This is a genomic window from Streptomyces sp. NPDC031670 (assembly GCF_055580545.1).
On record NZ_JBVILC010000001.1, the window covers coordinates 287,962 to 304,341 of the forward strand.

Sequence of the window (16,380 nt, forward strand, 5' to 3'; positions counted from 1 at the left end):
ATACGCCATGCGACTGCTCAGATTCCTGATCGCCGCGGTCTGCGCGCTGGCCGCACTCACCCTGCCGGGTGTCACCGCCGCTCCGGCACGGGCCGCCGCCGCTCCCCCGCAGACCGTTCCGGCGCTGCGGCAGTGGACGGCCGGCTCCGGCTCGTACACCTTCACCGCCTCCAGCCGGATCGCGGTCGACCCCGCCCACACCGCCCAACTCGGCGATGAGGCGGCCACGTTGGCGGACGACCTGGCCGCCCAGTCCGGGCGGTCGGTCGCCGTCTTCACCGGCGCCCCCGCCACCGGCGACATCGCCCTCACGCTCGGCGACACCACACTGCCCGCCGAGGGTTACCGCATGACCGTCGGCGAGACCGTGACCATCCGGGCCGGGACCGACACCGGCGCCTTCTACGGCACCCGCACGCTCCTCCAACTGCTGCACCAGTCCCCCTCGGTGCCCGCCGGAACGGCGGTGGACTGGCCCACCAAGCCCGAGCGCGGGCTCATGATCGACCAGGGCCGGAAGTTCTTCACCGTCGCCTGGGTCGGGCAGCACATCAAAGAGCTGGCCTACCTCAAGCTCAACTACTTCCACTTCCACCTCTCGGACACCTTCGGCTTCCGGCTGGAGAGCTCCACCCATCCGGAGATCGTCTCCGCCGACCACTACACCAAGCAGGACATCGCGGACCTGGTGGCGCTGGCGCAGAGGTACCACGTCACCATCGTCCCGGAGATCGACACCCCCGGGCACATGAACGCGATCCTGGCCGCCCATCCCGAGCTCAGGCTCAAGAACAGCTCCGGCACGGCCAGCGCCGAGTTCATCGACCTCTCGCTGCCCGGCTCGTACACCCTGATCAAGGACCTGGTGAACGAGTACCTGCCGCTCTTCCCCGGCCGCTACTGGCACATCGGCGCGGACGAGTACGTCACCGACTACAGCAACTACCCCCAGCTGCTCAGCTACGCCCGCGCCCACTACGGGGCGGGCGCCACCGCCAAGGACACCTACTACGGATACGTCAACTGGGCCGACGCGCTGGTCCGCGCGGGCGGGAAGACCACCCGGATGTGGAACGACGGCATCAAGTCCGGCGACGGCACCGTCACCCCGAACGCGGAGATCGTCGTCGAGTACTGGTACAACTACGGCCTCACCCCCCAGCAGTTGGCGGCGGCCGGGCACACCGTGGCCAACGAGTCCTGGACACCCACCTACTACGTCCTCGGCGGCGCCAAGCCCGACACCAGGTGGATGTACGAGACGTGGACCCCGGATCTCTTCCAGGGCGGCGCCACCCTGAGTGATCCGGCCCGCAACCCCGGCTCGCTGATCCATGTGTGGTGCGACAACCCCGGCGCCGAGACGGAGGACCAGATCGCGGGCGGCATCATGTATCCGCTGCGCGCGCTCGCCCAGCAGACCTGGGGCTCTCCCGAACCGGTGGCCTCCTACGCCGCGTTCACCCCGATCGTCGCCGCCGTCGGCCACAACCCCGCCTGGCCGGGCCTCTCCCAGCCCGGCAACCTCGCCCGCAACCGCCCCACCACCGCCTCCAGCACCGAGACGGCGAACTTCCCGCCCGCCTCGGCCACCGACGGCGATCCCGCCACCCGCTGGTCCAGCGCCTACAGCGACCCGCAGTGGCTCCAGGTGGACCTGGGCTCCACCCAGAGCGTCAGCCGGGTGGTGCTGCGCTGGGAGGCCGCGTACGGCAGGGCTTTCCGGATCCAGGTCTCCGACGACGCCGCGGCCTGGCGCACGCTGTACTCCACGACCGGCGGCAGCGGCGGCGTCCAGGACCTCACCGGCCTCTCCGGCGCCGGGCGGTACATCCGCCTGTACGCAACCCAGCGGGGCACCTCGTACGGGTACTCGCTGTACGAGTTCGAGGTCTACGGCGGGCAGCTGAGCGGCACGCACACCCTCACCGCGGCCGGCCAGGCGCTCGACGACCCGGCGAGCTCCACCACGTCCGGCATCCAGCTGATCACCTGGGCCCCGCACGGCGGCGCCAACCAGCAGTGGCGGCTGACCCCCGACGGGGGCGGCGGTTACACGATGGTGAACGGGGCCTCCGGGCTCTGCGCGGACGTGGCCGGGGGCGCCACCACGGCGGGCGCGGCCGTCGTCCAGACCGCCTGTGCCGGCCGCGGCAGCCAGCGCTGGCGGTTCACCGCACTCGGCTCGGGCCGCTACGCGGTGGCCAACGAGAACAGCGCGCTCCTGCTGACCACCGCGTCCTCGGCCGACGGCGCCCCGGTCACCCAGCGGGCGGCCGACGGCTCGGCGTACCAGCAGTGGCAGGTCGGCTGAGCCGTGCCGCCCGGCCCGTCACACCGGCGGCTCCGGGGGGAGCGTCGTGACCCCCGGAGCCGGTTCGGGCCAGACCAACAGGACGGGACAGGGCGCGTGGTCGAGGACGAAGCGGGAGGCGGGGCCCAGGCTCCTCGGCCCCAGACGGGAGCGGTCGCCGTCACGGGCGAAGACGAGCAAGTCGGCGCCCTCGGCGGCGGCGACGACCTCCCGTTCCACGCGTCCCGTGCGCTCCTCGCGCCGGCACGGGAGGCCGAGCCGGTGGGCGGCGGCGTCCAGGAGGTCGTGGGCGGAGACGTCCGCGAGGTGCTCCAGACGGGTGCCGGGGTCGCGCTCGCGGTGGCCGCGGCCGAGGAGCCCGGCGAAGGCGCCGTGGGCCACGCCGGGGACGTCGTGGCCGGTGACGTGGAGCAGCACGATGTCTGCGTCGTCGCCCGTGTGGGCGCGGGCGGCGTCGACGCACGCGGGCCAGGAGCCCTCGGTGATCCAGACGACGACGGTCATGATGCATCAGCCTCCGAACGCGTGCAGCGATCCCCACAGTGCCAGTACGGCGAGCGCCAGGGCGAGGGGCACGACGAGAAGGCCGAGAACGGTGAACTCCCGCAGGTCGACGTCGCTGTCGTGCTCCCGCACGATGCGCCGCCACAGCAGGGTCGCCAGCGAACCGGCGTAGGTCAGGTTGGGCCCGATGTTCACCCCGAGGAGCACGGCGAGCACCGCGCCGGGGCCGGTCGGCGCGGTCAGCGGCAGCAGGACCAGGACGGCGGGCAGGTTGTTGATGACGTTGGCCAGGACGGCGGCCAGCGCGGCGACGCCCAGCAGCGCGAGCAGCCCGGTGCCGCCCGGGACCAGATGGGCGAGGCCCGAGGCGAGGCCGTTGTCGACGACGGCGCGGACCACGACGCCCAGGGCGAGGACGAAGGCGAGGAACGGCAGCGCCGCGGCTCGGGCGAGCGCGGCGGGCGTGGTGCGGCGGCGCACCAGTGCACGGATCGCCAGGACGAGCGCGCCGGCCGCCGCCGCCCAGGCCGGGTCGATCCCGACCGCCGAGGTGAGGACGAAACCGGCCAGTGTGCCGACCACGGTCAGCAGCGCGAACAGGGGCGGTGCGGGCGGCTCGCCCTCGGAGCTGACCGGCGCCCCGGCGTCCAGGTCGGTGGCGAAGAACCGCCGCAGCACCACGTACTCGACCCCGATGGCCGCCAGCCACGGCAGGGTCATCAGCGCGGCGAACCGGGTGAAGCTCAGCCCGCTGGCGGTGAACGCGAGCAGGTTGGTGAGGTTGGAGACGGGCAGCAGCAGCGACGCCGTGTTCGACAGATGGGTGCAGGCGTAGACATGCGGCTTGGGCCGCACCCCGAGCCGCGCCGCGGTGGCGAAGACCACCGGGGTGAGCAGCACCACGGTGGCGTCGAGGCTGAGCACCGCCGTGATGAGCGAGGCGACGACGAACACCTGCGCGAGGAGGCGGCGTGGTTTCCCGGCGGCTGTGCGGGCCATCCAGGCTCCGCAGGCCTGGAACAGGCCCTCGTCGTCGCAGAGCTGGGCGAGGACCAGCACCGCCGCCAGGAAGCCGACGACGGGGCCGAGCCGGGCGGCCTCGTCCTGCGCGTGCCCCCACGAGATCGCCCCGCAGGCGATGACCACTCCCGCGGCCGGGACCGCCACCACCGCTTCGGGCCAGCCCCACGGGCGTACCACCGCACACACCAGGACCGCTACCAGCAGTCCCGCCGACACAACCTCCGCACCCCAGGTGTTCAGGGCCAACTCCTCGCAGACAACTCCGGTGACCGGCCTCTATGGAAACAGACGCGGCGCCGTCACGGCGTCAGCCCGCCACCCGGCAGCGGCCCCGGCTGGAGCCCGCGGCGGGCCGCCGCCCAGTTCCGCAGCTCGGTGGTCGCCACGTCCTCGATCTCCTCCTGGAGTCTTCGGCGGCACTCCTCGTCCCGCTCGGCCTCGGGGACCAGCCGGTAGCGCCGGACCGCCAGCCGCAGCCTGGACCAGGCCTCGGCGGCCAGCACATGGCGCTCGGTGTGGTTGAACACCTGGCGGAACCCGCCGATGAAGACGGTGAGTCCGGCCAGGGTGGCGGTGGTCGCGGCGGGTGCCTGGATGCCCGCCGCGACGACCGTGGCGGCGCCGGTGAGGAGCGCGCTCAGCTCGGTCAGCCAGTGCCAGCGGCGGGCCCGGTCGCGTGTGCGGGCGTACCAGTCGAGATCGGCGAGGGCCTGCTCCAGGAGGGGGTCGTCGACGGGGGCGGGCTGCGGTGGAGTTCGTCTGCGTATCGGCACGTTCCCATGGTCCCCCGGCCGCACGGCTGCGCGGGTGCGATCTCCTCGACGGGGTGGCCGGCCGCGCGGGTCGGCCGTATCTGAGTACGGAACTGAGTACGACCGCTCAGGTCCGCGCCCCGCCCGGGGAGGGAGGGTGGGGCCATGAGCACACCGTCCTTCGTCAGCCCGCCGCCCCTCCCCCCGACGCCCCCGGCCCGCCCCGGGCCGTCCCGCGCCCGGCGTGCCGGGATCATCGGCGCCGCGTCCACGCTGGTCCTGGCGACGGTCGCCGGGGCGGCGTGGTGGCTGACCCGGGACGGGAACGACTCGCCGCTGGCGGGACGCCCGCGCGTCACGGACAGCGCGGCCGGACTGTCGTACGCCGTACCCGAAGGCTGGAAGAGCAACGACGGCAAGGACCTGATCCAGGCCTTCACCTCCTCGATCACCACCAAGGACGGGGAGGGCCACGCGGGAGGCGCCGTGCTCGCCGGGCGGGGCGCCCCCCTCGACGAGTCCGCTCTCCGGGCGCGCACGGAGACCGCGGCCCGCTCCAACGCGGAGTTCTTCTACCCGGACGGCACCTCCAGCATGGAGGAGTCCCGGGCCACGAAGGTGAGCGGCCGTCCCGCCTACACGGTGGTGCTGCGCACCAGGGACGAGAGCGGTAGGGCGGGACGGCTGCGGCTGACGATCGTCGCGCGCGGCGACGACCGGTCGGCCTTCCTCCTCGGGGTCACCGAGGCGTCCGAGTCCGCCGAGAGCCGTGAGGTGGACGCGGTGCTGGCCGACGCCGCCGTCCGGTAGCCCCGTACGCCCGCCCTCGGCCGGCCGGGGCCGCTGTGACAGGCTGCCCGGGAAGAGAACCGGTCTGCCAGGAGGCGCGACACCATGAACACTGCCGAACCGCTCGACCACCGCGCGGCCGTCGCCGCGGAGAGCGCCCGGTTCGCGGGCCTGGTCAAGGGCGCCGACCTGACGCTCGCCGTGCCCGCCTGCCCCGGCTGGACCCTGGCCGACCTCGTCCGGCACACCGGTGGCGTGCATCGCATGTTCACCGCGCTGGTACGCGCCCGTGTCCAGGAGCGGCCCACGAGCCGCGACGTGGACCTGCGGCTGCCGGAGCGGGAGGACGGCTACGCCGACTGGCTGGCGGCGGGCGCGGCGGAGGCGGACCAGGCGTTCGCGAGCACCGACCCGGACGCGCCGATGTGGGTGTGGGGCGCCGACGGCCATGTCCGGTTCTGGGCGCGCCGGATGCTGTTCGAGACGCTGGTGCACCGCGTCGACGCGGAACGGGCGCTGGGGCTGGCCTCCGAGATCGACCCGGCGCTCGCGCGGGACGGCGTCGACGAGTTCCTGGTCAACCTTCCCTTCGCCACGTTCTTCGCGCCCCGGGTCGCCGAGCTGCGCTCCGCGGGGGCCGTCCAGCACATCCGGTTCACCAGTACGGACACGGACGACGACTGGCTGGTCCGGTTGCGCCCCGACGGCTTCGGCGTCGTGCAGAGCCAGGACGGTCGGGGGCCGGACGGTACGCCCGCCGACGCCACGGTCCGGGCCCGCGCGGCCGACCTGCTGCTGCTCGTCTACGGCCGCGTCGACCGCTCGGCGGGAGAGGTACGGACCGGCGGGGACGAGGAACTGCTCCAGCGCTGGTTCACCAACTCGGCCTTCTGACGTCGCGCCACCGCCCGGCGTTCCGCAACGCGTCGGGCGCCGCCGTCCACCAGCGGCGGCGCGGGCCGGGCGGGGCGGGTCATGACCGTGGGTGCGGGCGCCGGGGACCGCGGCCGGAGAAGGAGTGGGCCGGGGCGGCGAAAAACTCCGGGCGGAGTGGCGCAGGGGTGATGTGGCGCCCACCGCCCGGTGTTTGCCCTCGCCGACCCAGGGCACGCGGGAACCCTGTCCGCCCGCACCCAGCCCACGGGAGCCGAACGTGACCACCCCTACTCCGGACCGTCCCCACATCCTCATCGTCGGAGCCGGGTTCGCCGGGTACCAGGCCGCTCGCACCCTCTCCCGCCGCATGCGCGGCCGTGCCCGCATCACCCTGCTCAACCCCACGGACTACTTCCTCTACCTCCCCCTGCTCCCCCAGGTCTCCGCCGGAATCCTGGAGCCGCGCCGTATCACCGTCTCGCTCAGCGGGACGCTGCCCGGCGTGCGGCTCGTCCTCGGGGAGGCCGAACGCGTCGATCTGGACGCCTCGAAGGTCCACTACACCGGGCCGGAGGGGAACCCGGGCGAGCTGGAGTACGACCGGCTGGTGCTCGCCGTCGGCAGCGTCAACAAGCTGCTCCCGGTGCCCGGGGTCAGCGAGCACGCGCACGGCTTCCGCGGGATGCCCGAGGCGCTGTATCTGCGCGACCACATCACCCGGCAGATGGAGCTGGCCGCGCAGGGCACCGACACCCTTCAGGAGCAGGGCGCGCGGCGCACCTTCGTGGTGGTCGGCGGCGGCTACACCGGCACCGAAGTGGCCGCGCAGGGGAAGCTGTTCACCGACGCCCTCGACCGGCGCCGGCCGGCGCGCTGGGTGCTGCTCGACATCGCCGACCGGCTGCTGCCCGAACTCGACCGCAGGATGTCCACCACGGCCGGGCGGGTGCTGCGCCGCCGGGGCGTCGACGTCCGCACCGGAACCTCCGTGAAGGAGGCGACCGAGGACGGGGTGCTGCTGGACGACGGGGAGTTCATCCCGACCCGCACCCTGATCTGGTGCGTCGGGGTGCGCCCCGATCCGCTGGTCTCCGAGCTCGGTCTGTCCGTGGAGCGCGGACGGCTGCTCGTGGAACCGCAGTTGAGCGTGCCGGGCAGGCCCGAGGTGTTCGCCTGCGGCGACGCGGCGGCCGTGCCGGACCTGACCAAGCCGGGCGAGTTCACCCCGATGACCGCGCAGCACGCCGCCCGGCAGGGCAAGAGGGCCGCGCTCAACGTCGCCGCCTCACTCGGCCACGGCGAGCAACAGCCGTACAAGCACAACGACTTGGGGTTCGTCGTGGACCTCGGCGGGGTGCAGGCCGCGGCCAACCCGCTCGGCCTGCCGCTCTCGGGACCGCTCGCCGGGGCCGTCACCCGCGGCTACCACCTCGCCGCCATGCCCGGCAACCGGGTGCGCGTGGCGGCCGACTGGCTGCTGGACGCCGTACTCCCCCGCCAGGGCGTCCAGCTGGGCCTGGTGCGGTCCTGGTCGGTCCCGCTGGACACGGAGACGCCCGAGCTGGCCCGCGTCCCGGGCGGCCCCGCACCCACGACCCGAAAGGACTGACCATGAAGGGCACCCCTGCGGCCGACCTCGCCCGACTCGCCGAGCTCGGACAGCAGTTGCGGGTCGACGCGGTCCGCGCCGCCGACGCCGCCGGCTCCGGCCACCCCACCTCGTCGATGTCCGCCGCCGATCTGGCCGCCGTACTGCTGGCCGGGCATCTGCGCTACGACTTCGACAAGCCCGAACACCCCGCCAACGACCGGCTGATCCTCTCCAAGGGGCACGCCTCGCCGCTGCTGTACGCGATGTACCGCGCGGCCGGGGTCGTGGACGACGAGGAGCTGCTCACCTTCCGCAAGCTCGGCAGCCGGCTGGAAGGACACCCCACGCCCCGGCTGCCGTGGGTGGACGTGGCCACCGGCTCGCTCGGCCAGGGCCTGCCGGTCGGCGTCGGGATGGCGCTGGCGGGCAAGCACCTGGACCGTCTCCCGTACCGCGTCTGGGTGCTGTGCGGCGACAGCGAGCTGGCGGAGGGCTCGGTGTGGGAGGCGGCCGAGCACGCCGGGGACCAGCACCTGGACAATCTGACGCTGGTCGTCGACGTCAACCGGCTCGGCCAGCGCGGCCCGACCCGTCATCAGCGCGACCTGGCCGCCTACGCGCGCAGGTTCCGCGCCTTCGACTGGCACACCATCGAGGTGGACGGCCATGACGTGGGGGCGGTCGACGCGGCGTACCGGGAGGCCGCCGGGACACCGCGCAAGCCCACCGTGATCCTCGCGGGCACCGTGAAGGGCAAGGGCGTCGCCTCCGTCGAGGACCGCGAGGGTCTGCACGGCAAGCCGCTGCCGGACGCCGTGGCGGCCGTCGAGGAGCTCGGCGGCCCCCGCTTCGTCCACGTGGACGTCCAGGCCCCGCCCTCCGCCCGGGCGCCCCGGCCGTCGTCCGGGAGTCCGGAGCTGCCCCGCTACGAGGTGGGCGACAAGGTCGCCACCCGCACGGCGTACGGACAGGCGCTCACCGCGCTCGGCACGGCCCGTGGCGACGTGGTGGTGCTCGACGGCGAGGTGGGCGACTCGACGAAGGCCGAGCTCTTCGCCAAGGAGCACCCCGAGCGGTACTTCGAGTGCTACATCGCTGAGCAGCAGATGCTGGCGGCGGCCGTGGGCATGGCGAGGCGGGGCTGGCGCCCCTACGCCTGCACCTTCGCCGCGTTCCTGACCCGCGGCCACGACTTCCTGCGGATGGCCGCGATCAGCCGGGCCTCGCTGACCGTGGCGGGCTCGCACGCCGGAGTCGCCATCGGACAGGACGGGCCCTCGCAGATGGGCCTGGAGGACCTGGCGATGTTCCGCTCGCTGCACGGCAGTACGGTGCTCTACCCGTGCGACGCCAACCAGACGGCGAAGCTCGTCGCGGCGACCGCGGACGGCGAGGGCATCCGCTATCTGCGCACCACCCGGGGCGAAAGCCCGGTCATCTACGGGCCCGACGAGGAGTTCCCCATCGGCGGCGCCAAGGTGCTGCGGGCCTCCCCGCACGACAAGGTGACCCTGGTCGCGGCGGGCGCCACCGTCCATGAGGCGCTGGAGGCGGCGGACGCGCTGGAGGCGGGCGGCATCCCGGTCCGGGTGATCGACCTGTACTCGGTCAAGCCGGTCGACGAGCAGGTGCTCCAGGAGGCCGCCGCCCTGACGGGGTGTCTGGTCACCGTCGAGGACCACCGTTCCCAGGGCGGCATCGGCGACGCGGTCGCGGAGTGCTTCGCCGACGGCCGCCCCATGCCCCGGCTCGTCCGGCTCGCCGTCGAGAACATGCCGGGTTCCGCCACCCCCGAGGAGCAGTTGGCCGAGGCCGGCATCGACGCGGCGTCCGTCACCGCGACGGTCCGCGTGCTGTACGAGCGCGTCGTCACGAGCTGATCGGCGGGTTTGCTCCGCCGCTGCGGGGCAACCCGGAAAGCATCACACGCGAGGAGCCATGGCGAACACATCAGAGAACCAGTCCGAAAACAAGCGCAAGGCCCAGGAGGACCTGCCCGGCGCGATGGACGTGCTGCGCGGCGCGCGGGCCCAGCTCGCCGAACTCACCGGCATGGAGGCGGAGTCGGTCTCCTCCTTCGAACGCTCCGAGGACGGCTGGCTGCTGCGCGTCGAGGTCCTGGAACTCGCCCGGGTCCCGGACACCATGAGCCTGCTCGCCTCGTACGAGGTGGAGCTGGACCCGCACGGCGAGTTGACCGGCTACCGGCGACTGCGCCGGTACGAGCGGGGACGGGCCGACCGCAACACGTGATCCCGGGCGGAACACCCTCCCCCGGAACCACACGGCTTCATCCGACCGCATACCACTGACAGCGAAGGAGGACCGGACACCATGACGGTTGTCCCGGCACAACAGGGCGGCAGCGGCGGGACCAGTGGTCTCTACGACGTCCTTGAACTGGTACTTGACCGAGGGCTCGTGATCGACGCGTTCGTACGCGTCTCCCTGGTCGGCATCGAGATACTCAAGATCGACGTACGCGTGGTCGTCGCGAGCGTCGACACCTATCTGCGCTTCGCCGAGGCGTGCAACCGCCTCGACCTGGAGGCCGGCCCGCGCAAGAGCCCGGGGCTGCCCGACCTGGTCGGCGAGATCACCGAATCCGGCGCACGCGGCAAGTCCAAGGGCGCGCTCTCGGGCGCCGCTCAGACCATCTCCGACGCCTTCCAGCAGGCACGGGAGGAATCCGAGCCGGAGCAGCGACCCCGTAGCCGGCGGACCGCCGCGCGCCGTAAGGAGGAGCAGGAATGACCACGTACGTCTACGGGATCGCCCACCGCACGCACACGCGGCTGCCCGAGGAGATGGGCGGCGTCGGGGATCCCCCGCGCCCGGTGCGCACGGTCGCGGAGGGCGAGCTGATCGCCCTGGTCAGCGACGCGCCCGAGGATCTGCGGCCCAAGCGACGTGACCTGATGGCCCATCAGAGCGTGCTCGCCGAGGCGGGCGCGGGCGGCGCGGTCCTGCCGATGCGCTTCGGCGGCGTCTCCCCCGACGACGAGGCGGTACGGGCGGCGCTCGCCGAGCACGGCGAGCGGTATCTGGAGCGCCTGAAGGCCCTGGAGGGCAGGGTCGAGTACAACATCAAGGCCGCTCACGACGAAGAGGCCGTGCTGCACCAGGTGCTCTCGGAGAGCGCCGAGCTGCGTGCCATGAGCGAGGCCAACCGCAAGGCGGGCGGCGGGACCTACGAGCAGAAGCTGCAACTGGGCGAGCGGATCGCCTCGGCCGTCCAGCAGCGCGAGTCCCGTGACGCCACGCTGCTCCAGCAGGCCCTGGAGGGCGCCGCCGAGGAGCAGCGGCCCGGCCCCCAGTCCACCGGCTGGCTGGCCAACCTCTCCTTCCTGGTCGCCCGGGATCGCGCCGACGAGTTCGTCGCGGCGGTGGAGACGCTCCGCAAGGAGGCGCCGCACCTCGTCGTCCAGGTACACGGCCCGCTGCCTCCGTACAGCTTCACGGAGTGACGGGCCCGACCGACGGGAGGCCCGCGTGGGCCTGATCAAAGAGCTGCTGCTGCTCCCCGCAGCACCCGTGCGCGGCACCTTCTGGGTGCTGGAGCAGGTGGTGTCGCAGGCGGAGCAGCAGTACTACGACCCCTCGGCCATACGTAACGAACTCGCCGCGCTGGAAGAGAAGTTGATGGCGGGTGAGATCGACGAGGCCGAGTTCGACCGCCGCGAGGACGAGCTCCTCGACCGGCTGGAGAACAGGAATCCCTCACGATGAACAACCGGCTGGCAGTAGGGCTCGCGGTAGGCGCGGGCTATGTGCTCGGTCGCACCAAGAAGGCCAAGCTCGCTTTCGGCATCGGCACCATGGTGCTCGGCAAGCGCCTCAAGCTCAGCCCCGGGGCGCTCGCACAGTTCGCGGCCGGGCAACTGGAGAACAACCCCCAGTTCAAGGAGATCGGCGACCAACTCCGCCAGGACCTGCGCGGGGTGGGCAAGGCGGCGACCGGCGCCCTGGTGAACCGGCGCCTTGAGGGTCTCGCGGACCGGCTGCACGACCGCACCCTCGATGTCCAGGACCGGGTGTCCGGGGTGGCGGAGGACGGGGGCGAGAAGGCCGAGAAGGCCTCCGCCCCCGCCAGGAAGACCGCCGACCGGGCGAAGCGGTCCGCACCGGCGAAGAAGGCGCAGTCGGCGGCGAAGAAGTCCGAGCCGGCCCGCCGCGCCGTCGGCGCGAAGAAGACCGCGGCACGCCGGACCACCGGCTCCAAGTCCCGCTCCTCGGAGCGCGCCGAGGCGAAGGAGGGTCGCGACCGTGAGTGAGAACGACAGGAAGCAGGGGACGGGCCTGGTCGACAGCGCGGTCACCGACCGCCTCAAATCCGAACTCCAGTCCCTCGCGCTCGCCCAGCTGGAGCGGGCACTGATAGGCATCGGGCGCAAGCTCGGCGAGTCCACGGTGAAGCTGAACGACATCGCCGAGGGGCGCAGCCCCGGGTTCGCCGATCTCGCCCTGAAGGGCGGGCGCAAGCTCACCGAGGGCAAGGGGCCGATGCGCGCCGCCCTGGAGCTGGGCGCCGACCATCTCAAGGAGAATGTCACGGACGCGTTCAAGAACCTGGGCGGCAAGCGCGGCAAGGGCGGCGGCGGCCGTAAGCCGACGGTCATCATGGAGTCGGTGGACGTGGGTGTGCCGGTCCGCGACGCCTACGACCAGTGGACGCAGTACCAGGAGTTCTCCCACTTCGCCAAGGGTGTGCGCAGCGCGGAGAGCGCGGACGACACCACGTCCGACTGGAAGCTGAAGGTCTTCTGGTCGACCCGCAGCTGGAAGGCGCACACCACCGAGCAGATCCCGGACTCGCGGATCGCCTGGACCTCGGAGGGCGCCAAGGGCACCACCAAGGGTGTGGTCACCTTCCACGCGCTGGGCGCCTCGCTCACCCGGGTGCTGCTGGTGATCGAGTACTACCCGAAGGGCCTGTTCGAGAAGACCGGCAACATCTGGCGCGCCCAGGGCCGCCGGGCCCGGCTCGACCTGAAGAACTTCGCCCGGCACATCGCCCTGCGCGGCGAGGGACCGGAGGGCTGGCGCGGTGAGATCCGCGACGGCGAGGTCGTCCTGAGTCACGAGGACGCGCTGGAGCGCGAGGAGGAGACGCGCGACGCCTCGCACGAGCGGTCCTCGCGCGAGGAGGAGCCGGAAGGCGGCGAGAAGGCCTCGCAGGACACCTACGAGGAGGCCTATGACGACGAGGAGCCGCTGGAGGACGAGTACGACGAGGAGCCCGAGGACGCCGAGGAGGACCAGGAGCCCGAGGAGGACCAGGACCTTCCGGAGGACGAGGACGCTCCTCGGGACGCTCCCGGGGACGAGGCCGAAGAGTACGCCGACGAGTGGGAAGAGGCGGAGGACGAAGAGCCTGAGCCCGAGCCCGAGGAATCCGGGCGTCGGCCCGCCAAGACCGGTTCGCGGAGGCGTTGATGACGACCCCGGGACGGCTCTCCGATCCGTATGCGTCGGACGGCGGCAGCGCGAACCTCGCCGATATCCTCGAACGCGTCCTTGACAAGGGAATCGTCATAGCCGGGGACATCCGCATCAATCTGCTCGACATCGAGCTGCTCACCATCAAACTCCGCCTCATCGTGGCCTCCCTCGACAAGGCGAAGGAGATGGGAATCGACTGGTGGGAGGACGACCCGGCGCTCTCCGGCGCCGCCCGCCGCCGTGAACTCGCCCGGGAGAACGAGCAGTTGCAGGCCCGGGTGGCCGAGCTGGAGAGCCGTTACGGCGCCGGTGAGGCCGAGCGCGAGGAACGGCCGGAGGCGGTGCGCGATGAGTGAGGCGCTCTGGTACGTGTACGCGGTCGTGCGGCCCTTCGAGGGGGTATTGCCCGACGGCGTACGCGCTCTGGACGGCGAGCCGCCGCGGCTGATCGTCCACAACGGGCTGTGCGCGGCGGCGAGCCCGGTCCCCGCCGAGGACTTCGACGCCGCGCCGCTGCGCCGGCATCTGGAGGACCTGGACTGGCTCTCCGGTACCGCCCGTACCCATCAGGCGGTGGTGGCCGCGCTGTCCTCGGTGACGTGCGCGGTCCCGCTGCGGCTCGCGACGGTGTGCCGCGACACCAGCGGGGTGCGCCGGCTCCTCGACTCCGGGCACGACAGTTTCACCGCGGCCCTGGACCGGCTGGACGGGCGGGTGGAGTGGGGCGTCAAGGTGTACGCGGACGCCCCCGTGCCCGAGCCCGCGGCGGCGCCCGCGGGCAAGCCCGCCACCGGGCGGGACTATCTGCGCCGCAGGCTCGGCCAGCGCCAGGCCCGGGACGACACCTGGCGCCAGGCGGGCCTCCTCTCCCGCGATCTGCACCAGGAGCTGTCCGGGCACGCCGAGGCGGAGCGGCTGCACCGGCCGCAGAGCGCGCGGGTCTCCGGGCAGTCCGGCGAGAACGTGCTCAACGCCGCCTATCTGGTGCCGCGCGAGCGCAGCGCGGAGTTCATCGGTCTCGTGGAGCGGCACAGGTCAAGGGTCGAGGGCGTACGCGTCGAGGTGACGGGACCCTGGGCGCCGTACTCGTTCGCGGGCGCCCTGGACGCGGAAGGAGGAAGTGGTGACCCGGACGGTACCGGCTGAGGGCGTACCCGCCGAGCGGCAAGTCGCCCTGGTCGACCTGCTCGACCGGCTGCTCGCGGGAGGCGTGGTCCTCGCGGGCGACCTCACCCTGCGCATCGCGGATGTGGATCTCGTCCGGATTGACCTCAACGCCCTGGTCAGCTCGGTGAGCGCGCGGGTCCCCTCGCCGTTCGAGAGCGGCTTCGAGAGTGGTCTCGAAAGCGGCTTCGAGAGCGACCCGCCCGCGCCGCCGGCGCCCGGTGACCCGCTCGCGCTTCCCGGGGAGGGCTCATGAGCGGGCCCAGGCGGGTCGAGCTGGACCCGGACACGGTGGAGCGCGATCTGGCGCGGCTGGTCCTGACCGTCGTCGAGCTGCTACGGCAGCTGATGGAGCGTCAGGCCCTGCGGCGGGTCGAGACCGGTGAGCTCACGGAGGACCAGGAGGAGCGCATCGGCCTGACGTTGATGCTCCTGGAGGACCGGATGGGCGAGCTCAGGTCCAAGTTCGGGCTGCGGCCCGAGGACCTCAACATCGACCTCGGTCCGCTCGGCCCGCTGCTGCCCGTGGAGGCCACGGCGGGCGACGGCGGTGGGGAGGGCGTGCGGTGAGCGGGAAAGGTGACGGCGAGGCGGCCGGGAGGAGCCGGACGGCCGGGGCGGGCGGGAGCAAGGACTCCGGGACCCGTCTCACGGTCCTCGTCGCGCTCGGCGCGAACCTGCTCATCGCCGCGGCGAAGGCGGCCGGCGGCGTGGTGGCCGGCTCGCCGGCGCTGCTCTCGGAGGCGGCGCACTCCGTCGCGGACAGCATGAACGAGGTCTTCCTGCTGGCCGCGCTGCGCCGCAGCCGCCGTCCGCCGGACCGCCGCCACCCCTTCGGCTACGGCAAGGAGCGCTTCTTCTGGTCCCTGCTCGCCGCGGTGGGCATCTTCGTGATGGGCGGCTGCTTCTCCGTCTTCCAGGGCATCGAGGCCCTGCGCTCGGGGGCCCATGAGTCGCACTCGGGCTATATCGCCGGTCTGGCCGTCCTCGCCGTGGCCCTGGTCGCCGAAGGCGGGTCGCTGCTGCGGGCCCTGCACCAGGTGCGCGGGCAGCCCGGTGGCATCGGGCACGACCCGGCACTGCGCACGGTGGTCGCGGAGGACGGCACGGCCGTGCTCGGCGTCGCCCTCGCGATCATCGGAATGGCCCTGCACATGGCGACCGGGCAGTCGGTATGGGAGGGCTCGGCCTCGCTGGCCATCGGCGTGCTCCTCGGATACGTGGCGTACCGGCTCGGCAAGGAGGCCCGCGACCAGCTCATCGGCGAGGCGGTCGACCCCGAGATGCGCGACCGCATCCGGGCCCTGCTGGACGCCCAGCCGGAGATCGACAGCGTGGAGGCGGTGCTCACCATGCGGCTGGGCACCGACTCCGCGCTCGTGGCGGCCCGGGTGGATCTGATGCCGGGGATGGAGAGCGAGCAGATCGAGCTGGTCTGCGAGCGCATCAAGGCCTCGGTGGCCAATATCTGGCCGGACGCCGACCAGGTCTTCCTCGACGTGACGGACGCGCCCACGGCCGACGCCCGGGCGCGCGGCGAACGTATCGCCTGAAATCGATCTCTGCCCCGGCCGTCATTCACCGGGAAAAGGCCCCTGTCCGGAATTCACCGTGCATGACACGGCCGGGCGGGGGCACTCGATTTGACGGAGGTGCATGGCATGGTTCCCCTTCTTGTCGTTCTGCTGCTCGCGCTGCTTCTCTTCGGCGCCGGTTTCGCACTCCAGGTTCTGTGGTGGGTCGCCCTCGTCGTACTCGTCCTGTGGCTCGTCGGCTTCGTCGCGCGTCCCGCCGCCGGTGGCGGCCGTGGACGCCGGGGCCGCTGGTACCGCTGGTGACGCGACGTCCGGCGTGATTCCCGCCGGAACAACTCCCACCGGAGCAGTTCCCGGGGTGCGGCCCACAAAGCCGAGGTAAACGTTGTA

Annotated in this window: 20 protein-coding genes; 17 read left to right on the forward strand and 3 right to left on the reverse strand. The window is 72.7% G+C overall.

The genetic code is table 11. The annotated features are described in order from the left end of the window. Window positions 1–7: 7 nt before the first annotated feature. A complete protein-coding gene (locus ACZ5ID_RS01265; RefSeq protein ID WP_468892302.1) occupies window positions 8–2,314 on the forward strand; it encodes a family 20 glycosylhydrolase in 2,307 nt (768 codons plus the stop codon). Between the two features lie 18 nt (window positions 2,315–2,332). Here ACZ5ID_RS01265 and ACZ5ID_RS01270 read toward each other — a convergent pair whose 3' ends face one another. Genes ACZ5ID_RS01270 through ACZ5ID_RS01280 form a run of 3 tightly spaced genes read right to left on the reverse strand, consistent with a single transcriptional unit; the run spans window position 2,333 to window position 4,614 of the window. After that, on the reverse strand, window positions 2,333–2,818 hold the full coding sequence (locus ACZ5ID_RS01270; protein WP_468892304.1) for a universal stress protein: 486 nt from the start codon (window positions 2,816–2,818) through the stop codon (window positions 2,333–2,335). A gap of 6 nt (window positions 2,819–2,824) precedes the next feature. Continuing rightward, window positions 2,825–4,081 (reverse strand): SLC13 family permease, encoded by a 1,257-nt coding sequence (locus ACZ5ID_RS01275; RefSeq protein WP_468893133.1) that lies wholly within the window; start codon window positions 4,079–4,081, stop codon window positions 2,825–2,827. Window positions 4,082–4,140: 59 nt separating this feature from the next. Further along, window positions 4,141–4,614, reverse strand: coding sequence for an SLATT domain-containing protein (locus tag ACZ5ID_RS01280; protein ID WP_468892306.1), 474 nt, complete (start codon window positions 4,612–4,614; stop codon window positions 4,141–4,143). Window positions 4,615–4,758: 144 nt separating this feature from the next. Here ACZ5ID_RS01280 and ACZ5ID_RS01285 point away from each other — a divergent pair, with 144 nt between their 5' ends. The 16 genes from ACZ5ID_RS01285 to ACZ5ID_RS01360 all read left to right on the forward strand — a co-directional run bounded on the left by ACZ5ID_RS01285 (window position 4,759) and on the right by ACZ5ID_RS01360 (window position 16,293). After that, window positions 4,759–5,403, forward strand: a complete 645-nt coding sequence (locus ACZ5ID_RS01285) for a hypothetical protein (protein ID WP_468892308.1) — start codon at window positions 4,759–4,761, stop codon at window positions 5,401–5,403. Window positions 5,404–5,487: 84 nt separating this feature from the next. After that, the gene (locus tag ACZ5ID_RS01290) at window positions 5,488–6,276 is read left to right on the forward strand and encodes a maleylpyruvate isomerase family mycothiol-dependent enzyme (protein ID WP_468892310.1); all 789 of its coding nucleotides are present in this window, start codon (window positions 5,488–5,490) and stop codon (window positions 6,274–6,276) included. A gap of 259 nt (window positions 6,277–6,535) precedes the next feature. Further along, window positions 6,536–7,867 carry an NAD(P)/FAD-dependent oxidoreductase gene (locus ACZ5ID_RS01295; protein ID WP_468892312.1) on the forward strand — a complete coding sequence of 444 codons (1,332 nt, stop codon included), beginning with the start codon at window positions 6,536–6,538 and terminating at the stop codon, window positions 7,865–7,867. 2 nt (window positions 7,868–7,869) lie between these two features. Beyond that, complete coding sequence (locus tag ACZ5ID_RS01300; protein ID WP_468892314.1) at window positions 7,870–9,729, forward strand: transketolase; 1,860 nt, start codon at window positions 7,870–7,872, stop codon at window positions 9,727–9,729. Window positions 9,730–9,787: 58 nt separating this feature from the next. Beyond that, window positions 9,788–10,102 (forward strand): gas vesicle protein GvpO, encoded by a 315-nt coding sequence (locus ACZ5ID_RS01305; RefSeq protein WP_468892316.1) that lies wholly within the window; start codon window positions 9,788–9,790, stop codon window positions 10,100–10,102. 81 nt (window positions 10,103–10,183) lie between these two features. Next, window positions 10,184–10,603: a gas vesicle structural protein GvpA gene (locus ACZ5ID_RS01310; RefSeq protein WP_358834757.1), complete on the forward strand. Its 420-nt coding sequence runs from the start codon at window positions 10,184–10,186 to the stop codon at window positions 10,601–10,603. After that, complete coding sequence (locus ACZ5ID_RS01315; protein ID WP_468892318.1) at window positions 10,600–11,316, forward strand: GvpL/GvpF family gas vesicle protein; 717 nt, start codon at window positions 10,600–10,602, stop codon at window positions 11,314–11,316. Before ACZ5ID_RS01310 ends, ACZ5ID_RS01315 begins: the two co-directional genes overlap by 4 nt. Before the next feature lie 25 nt (window positions 11,317–11,341). Further along, window positions 11,342–11,578 carry a gas vesicle protein GvpG gene (locus ACZ5ID_RS01320; RefSeq protein WP_358834759.1) on the forward strand — a complete coding sequence of 79 codons (237 nt, stop codon included), beginning with the start codon at window positions 11,342–11,344 and terminating at the stop codon, window positions 11,576–11,578. After that, complete coding sequence (locus ACZ5ID_RS01325; RefSeq protein WP_468892320.1) at window positions 11,575–12,123, forward strand: DNA primase; 549 nt, start codon at window positions 11,575–11,577, stop codon at window positions 12,121–12,123. Before ACZ5ID_RS01320 ends, ACZ5ID_RS01325 begins: the two co-directional genes overlap by 4 nt. After that, window positions 12,116–13,285 carry an SRPBCC family protein gene (locus ACZ5ID_RS01330; protein ID WP_468892322.1) on the forward strand — a complete coding sequence of 390 codons (1,170 nt, stop codon included), beginning with the start codon at window positions 12,116–12,118 and terminating at the stop codon, window positions 13,283–13,285. The genes ACZ5ID_RS01325 and ACZ5ID_RS01330 overlap by 8 nt, the downstream gene beginning before the upstream one ends. Further along, a complete protein-coding gene (locus ACZ5ID_RS01335; RefSeq protein WP_468892324.1) occupies window positions 13,285–13,647 on the forward strand; it encodes a gas vesicle protein in 363 nt (120 codons plus the stop codon). The genes ACZ5ID_RS01330 and ACZ5ID_RS01335 overlap by 1 nt, the downstream gene beginning before the upstream one ends. Next, complete coding sequence (locus ACZ5ID_RS01340) at window positions 13,640–14,437, forward strand: GvpL/GvpF family gas vesicle protein (protein WP_468892326.1); 798 nt, start codon at window positions 13,640–13,642, stop codon at window positions 14,435–14,437. The genes ACZ5ID_RS01335 and ACZ5ID_RS01340 overlap by 8 nt, the downstream gene beginning before the upstream one ends. Continuing rightward, complete coding sequence (locus tag ACZ5ID_RS01345; RefSeq protein ID WP_468892328.1) at window positions 14,415–14,711, forward strand: gas vesicle protein; 297 nt, start codon at window positions 14,415–14,417, stop codon at window positions 14,709–14,711. Before ACZ5ID_RS01340 ends, ACZ5ID_RS01345 begins: the two co-directional genes overlap by 23 nt. After that, the gene (locus tag ACZ5ID_RS01350) at window positions 14,708–15,025 is read left to right on the forward strand and encodes a gas vesicle protein K (RefSeq protein ID WP_468892329.1); all 318 of its coding nucleotides are present in this window, start codon (window positions 14,708–14,710) and stop codon (window positions 15,023–15,025) included. Before ACZ5ID_RS01345 ends, ACZ5ID_RS01350 begins: the two co-directional genes overlap by 4 nt. After that, the gene (locus tag ACZ5ID_RS01355; RefSeq protein WP_468892331.1) at window positions 15,022–16,008 is read left to right on the forward strand and encodes a cation diffusion facilitator family transporter; all 987 of its coding nucleotides are present in this window, start codon (window positions 15,022–15,024) and stop codon (window positions 16,006–16,008) included. The genes ACZ5ID_RS01350 and ACZ5ID_RS01355 overlap by 4 nt, the downstream gene beginning before the upstream one ends. 108 nt (window positions 16,009–16,116) lie before the next feature. Further along, on the forward strand, window positions 16,117–16,293 hold the full coding sequence (locus ACZ5ID_RS01360; RefSeq protein ID WP_358834767.1) for a hydrophobic protein: 177 nt from the start codon (window positions 16,117–16,119) through the stop codon (window positions 16,291–16,293). Window positions 16,294–16,380 lie beyond the last annotated feature (87 nt).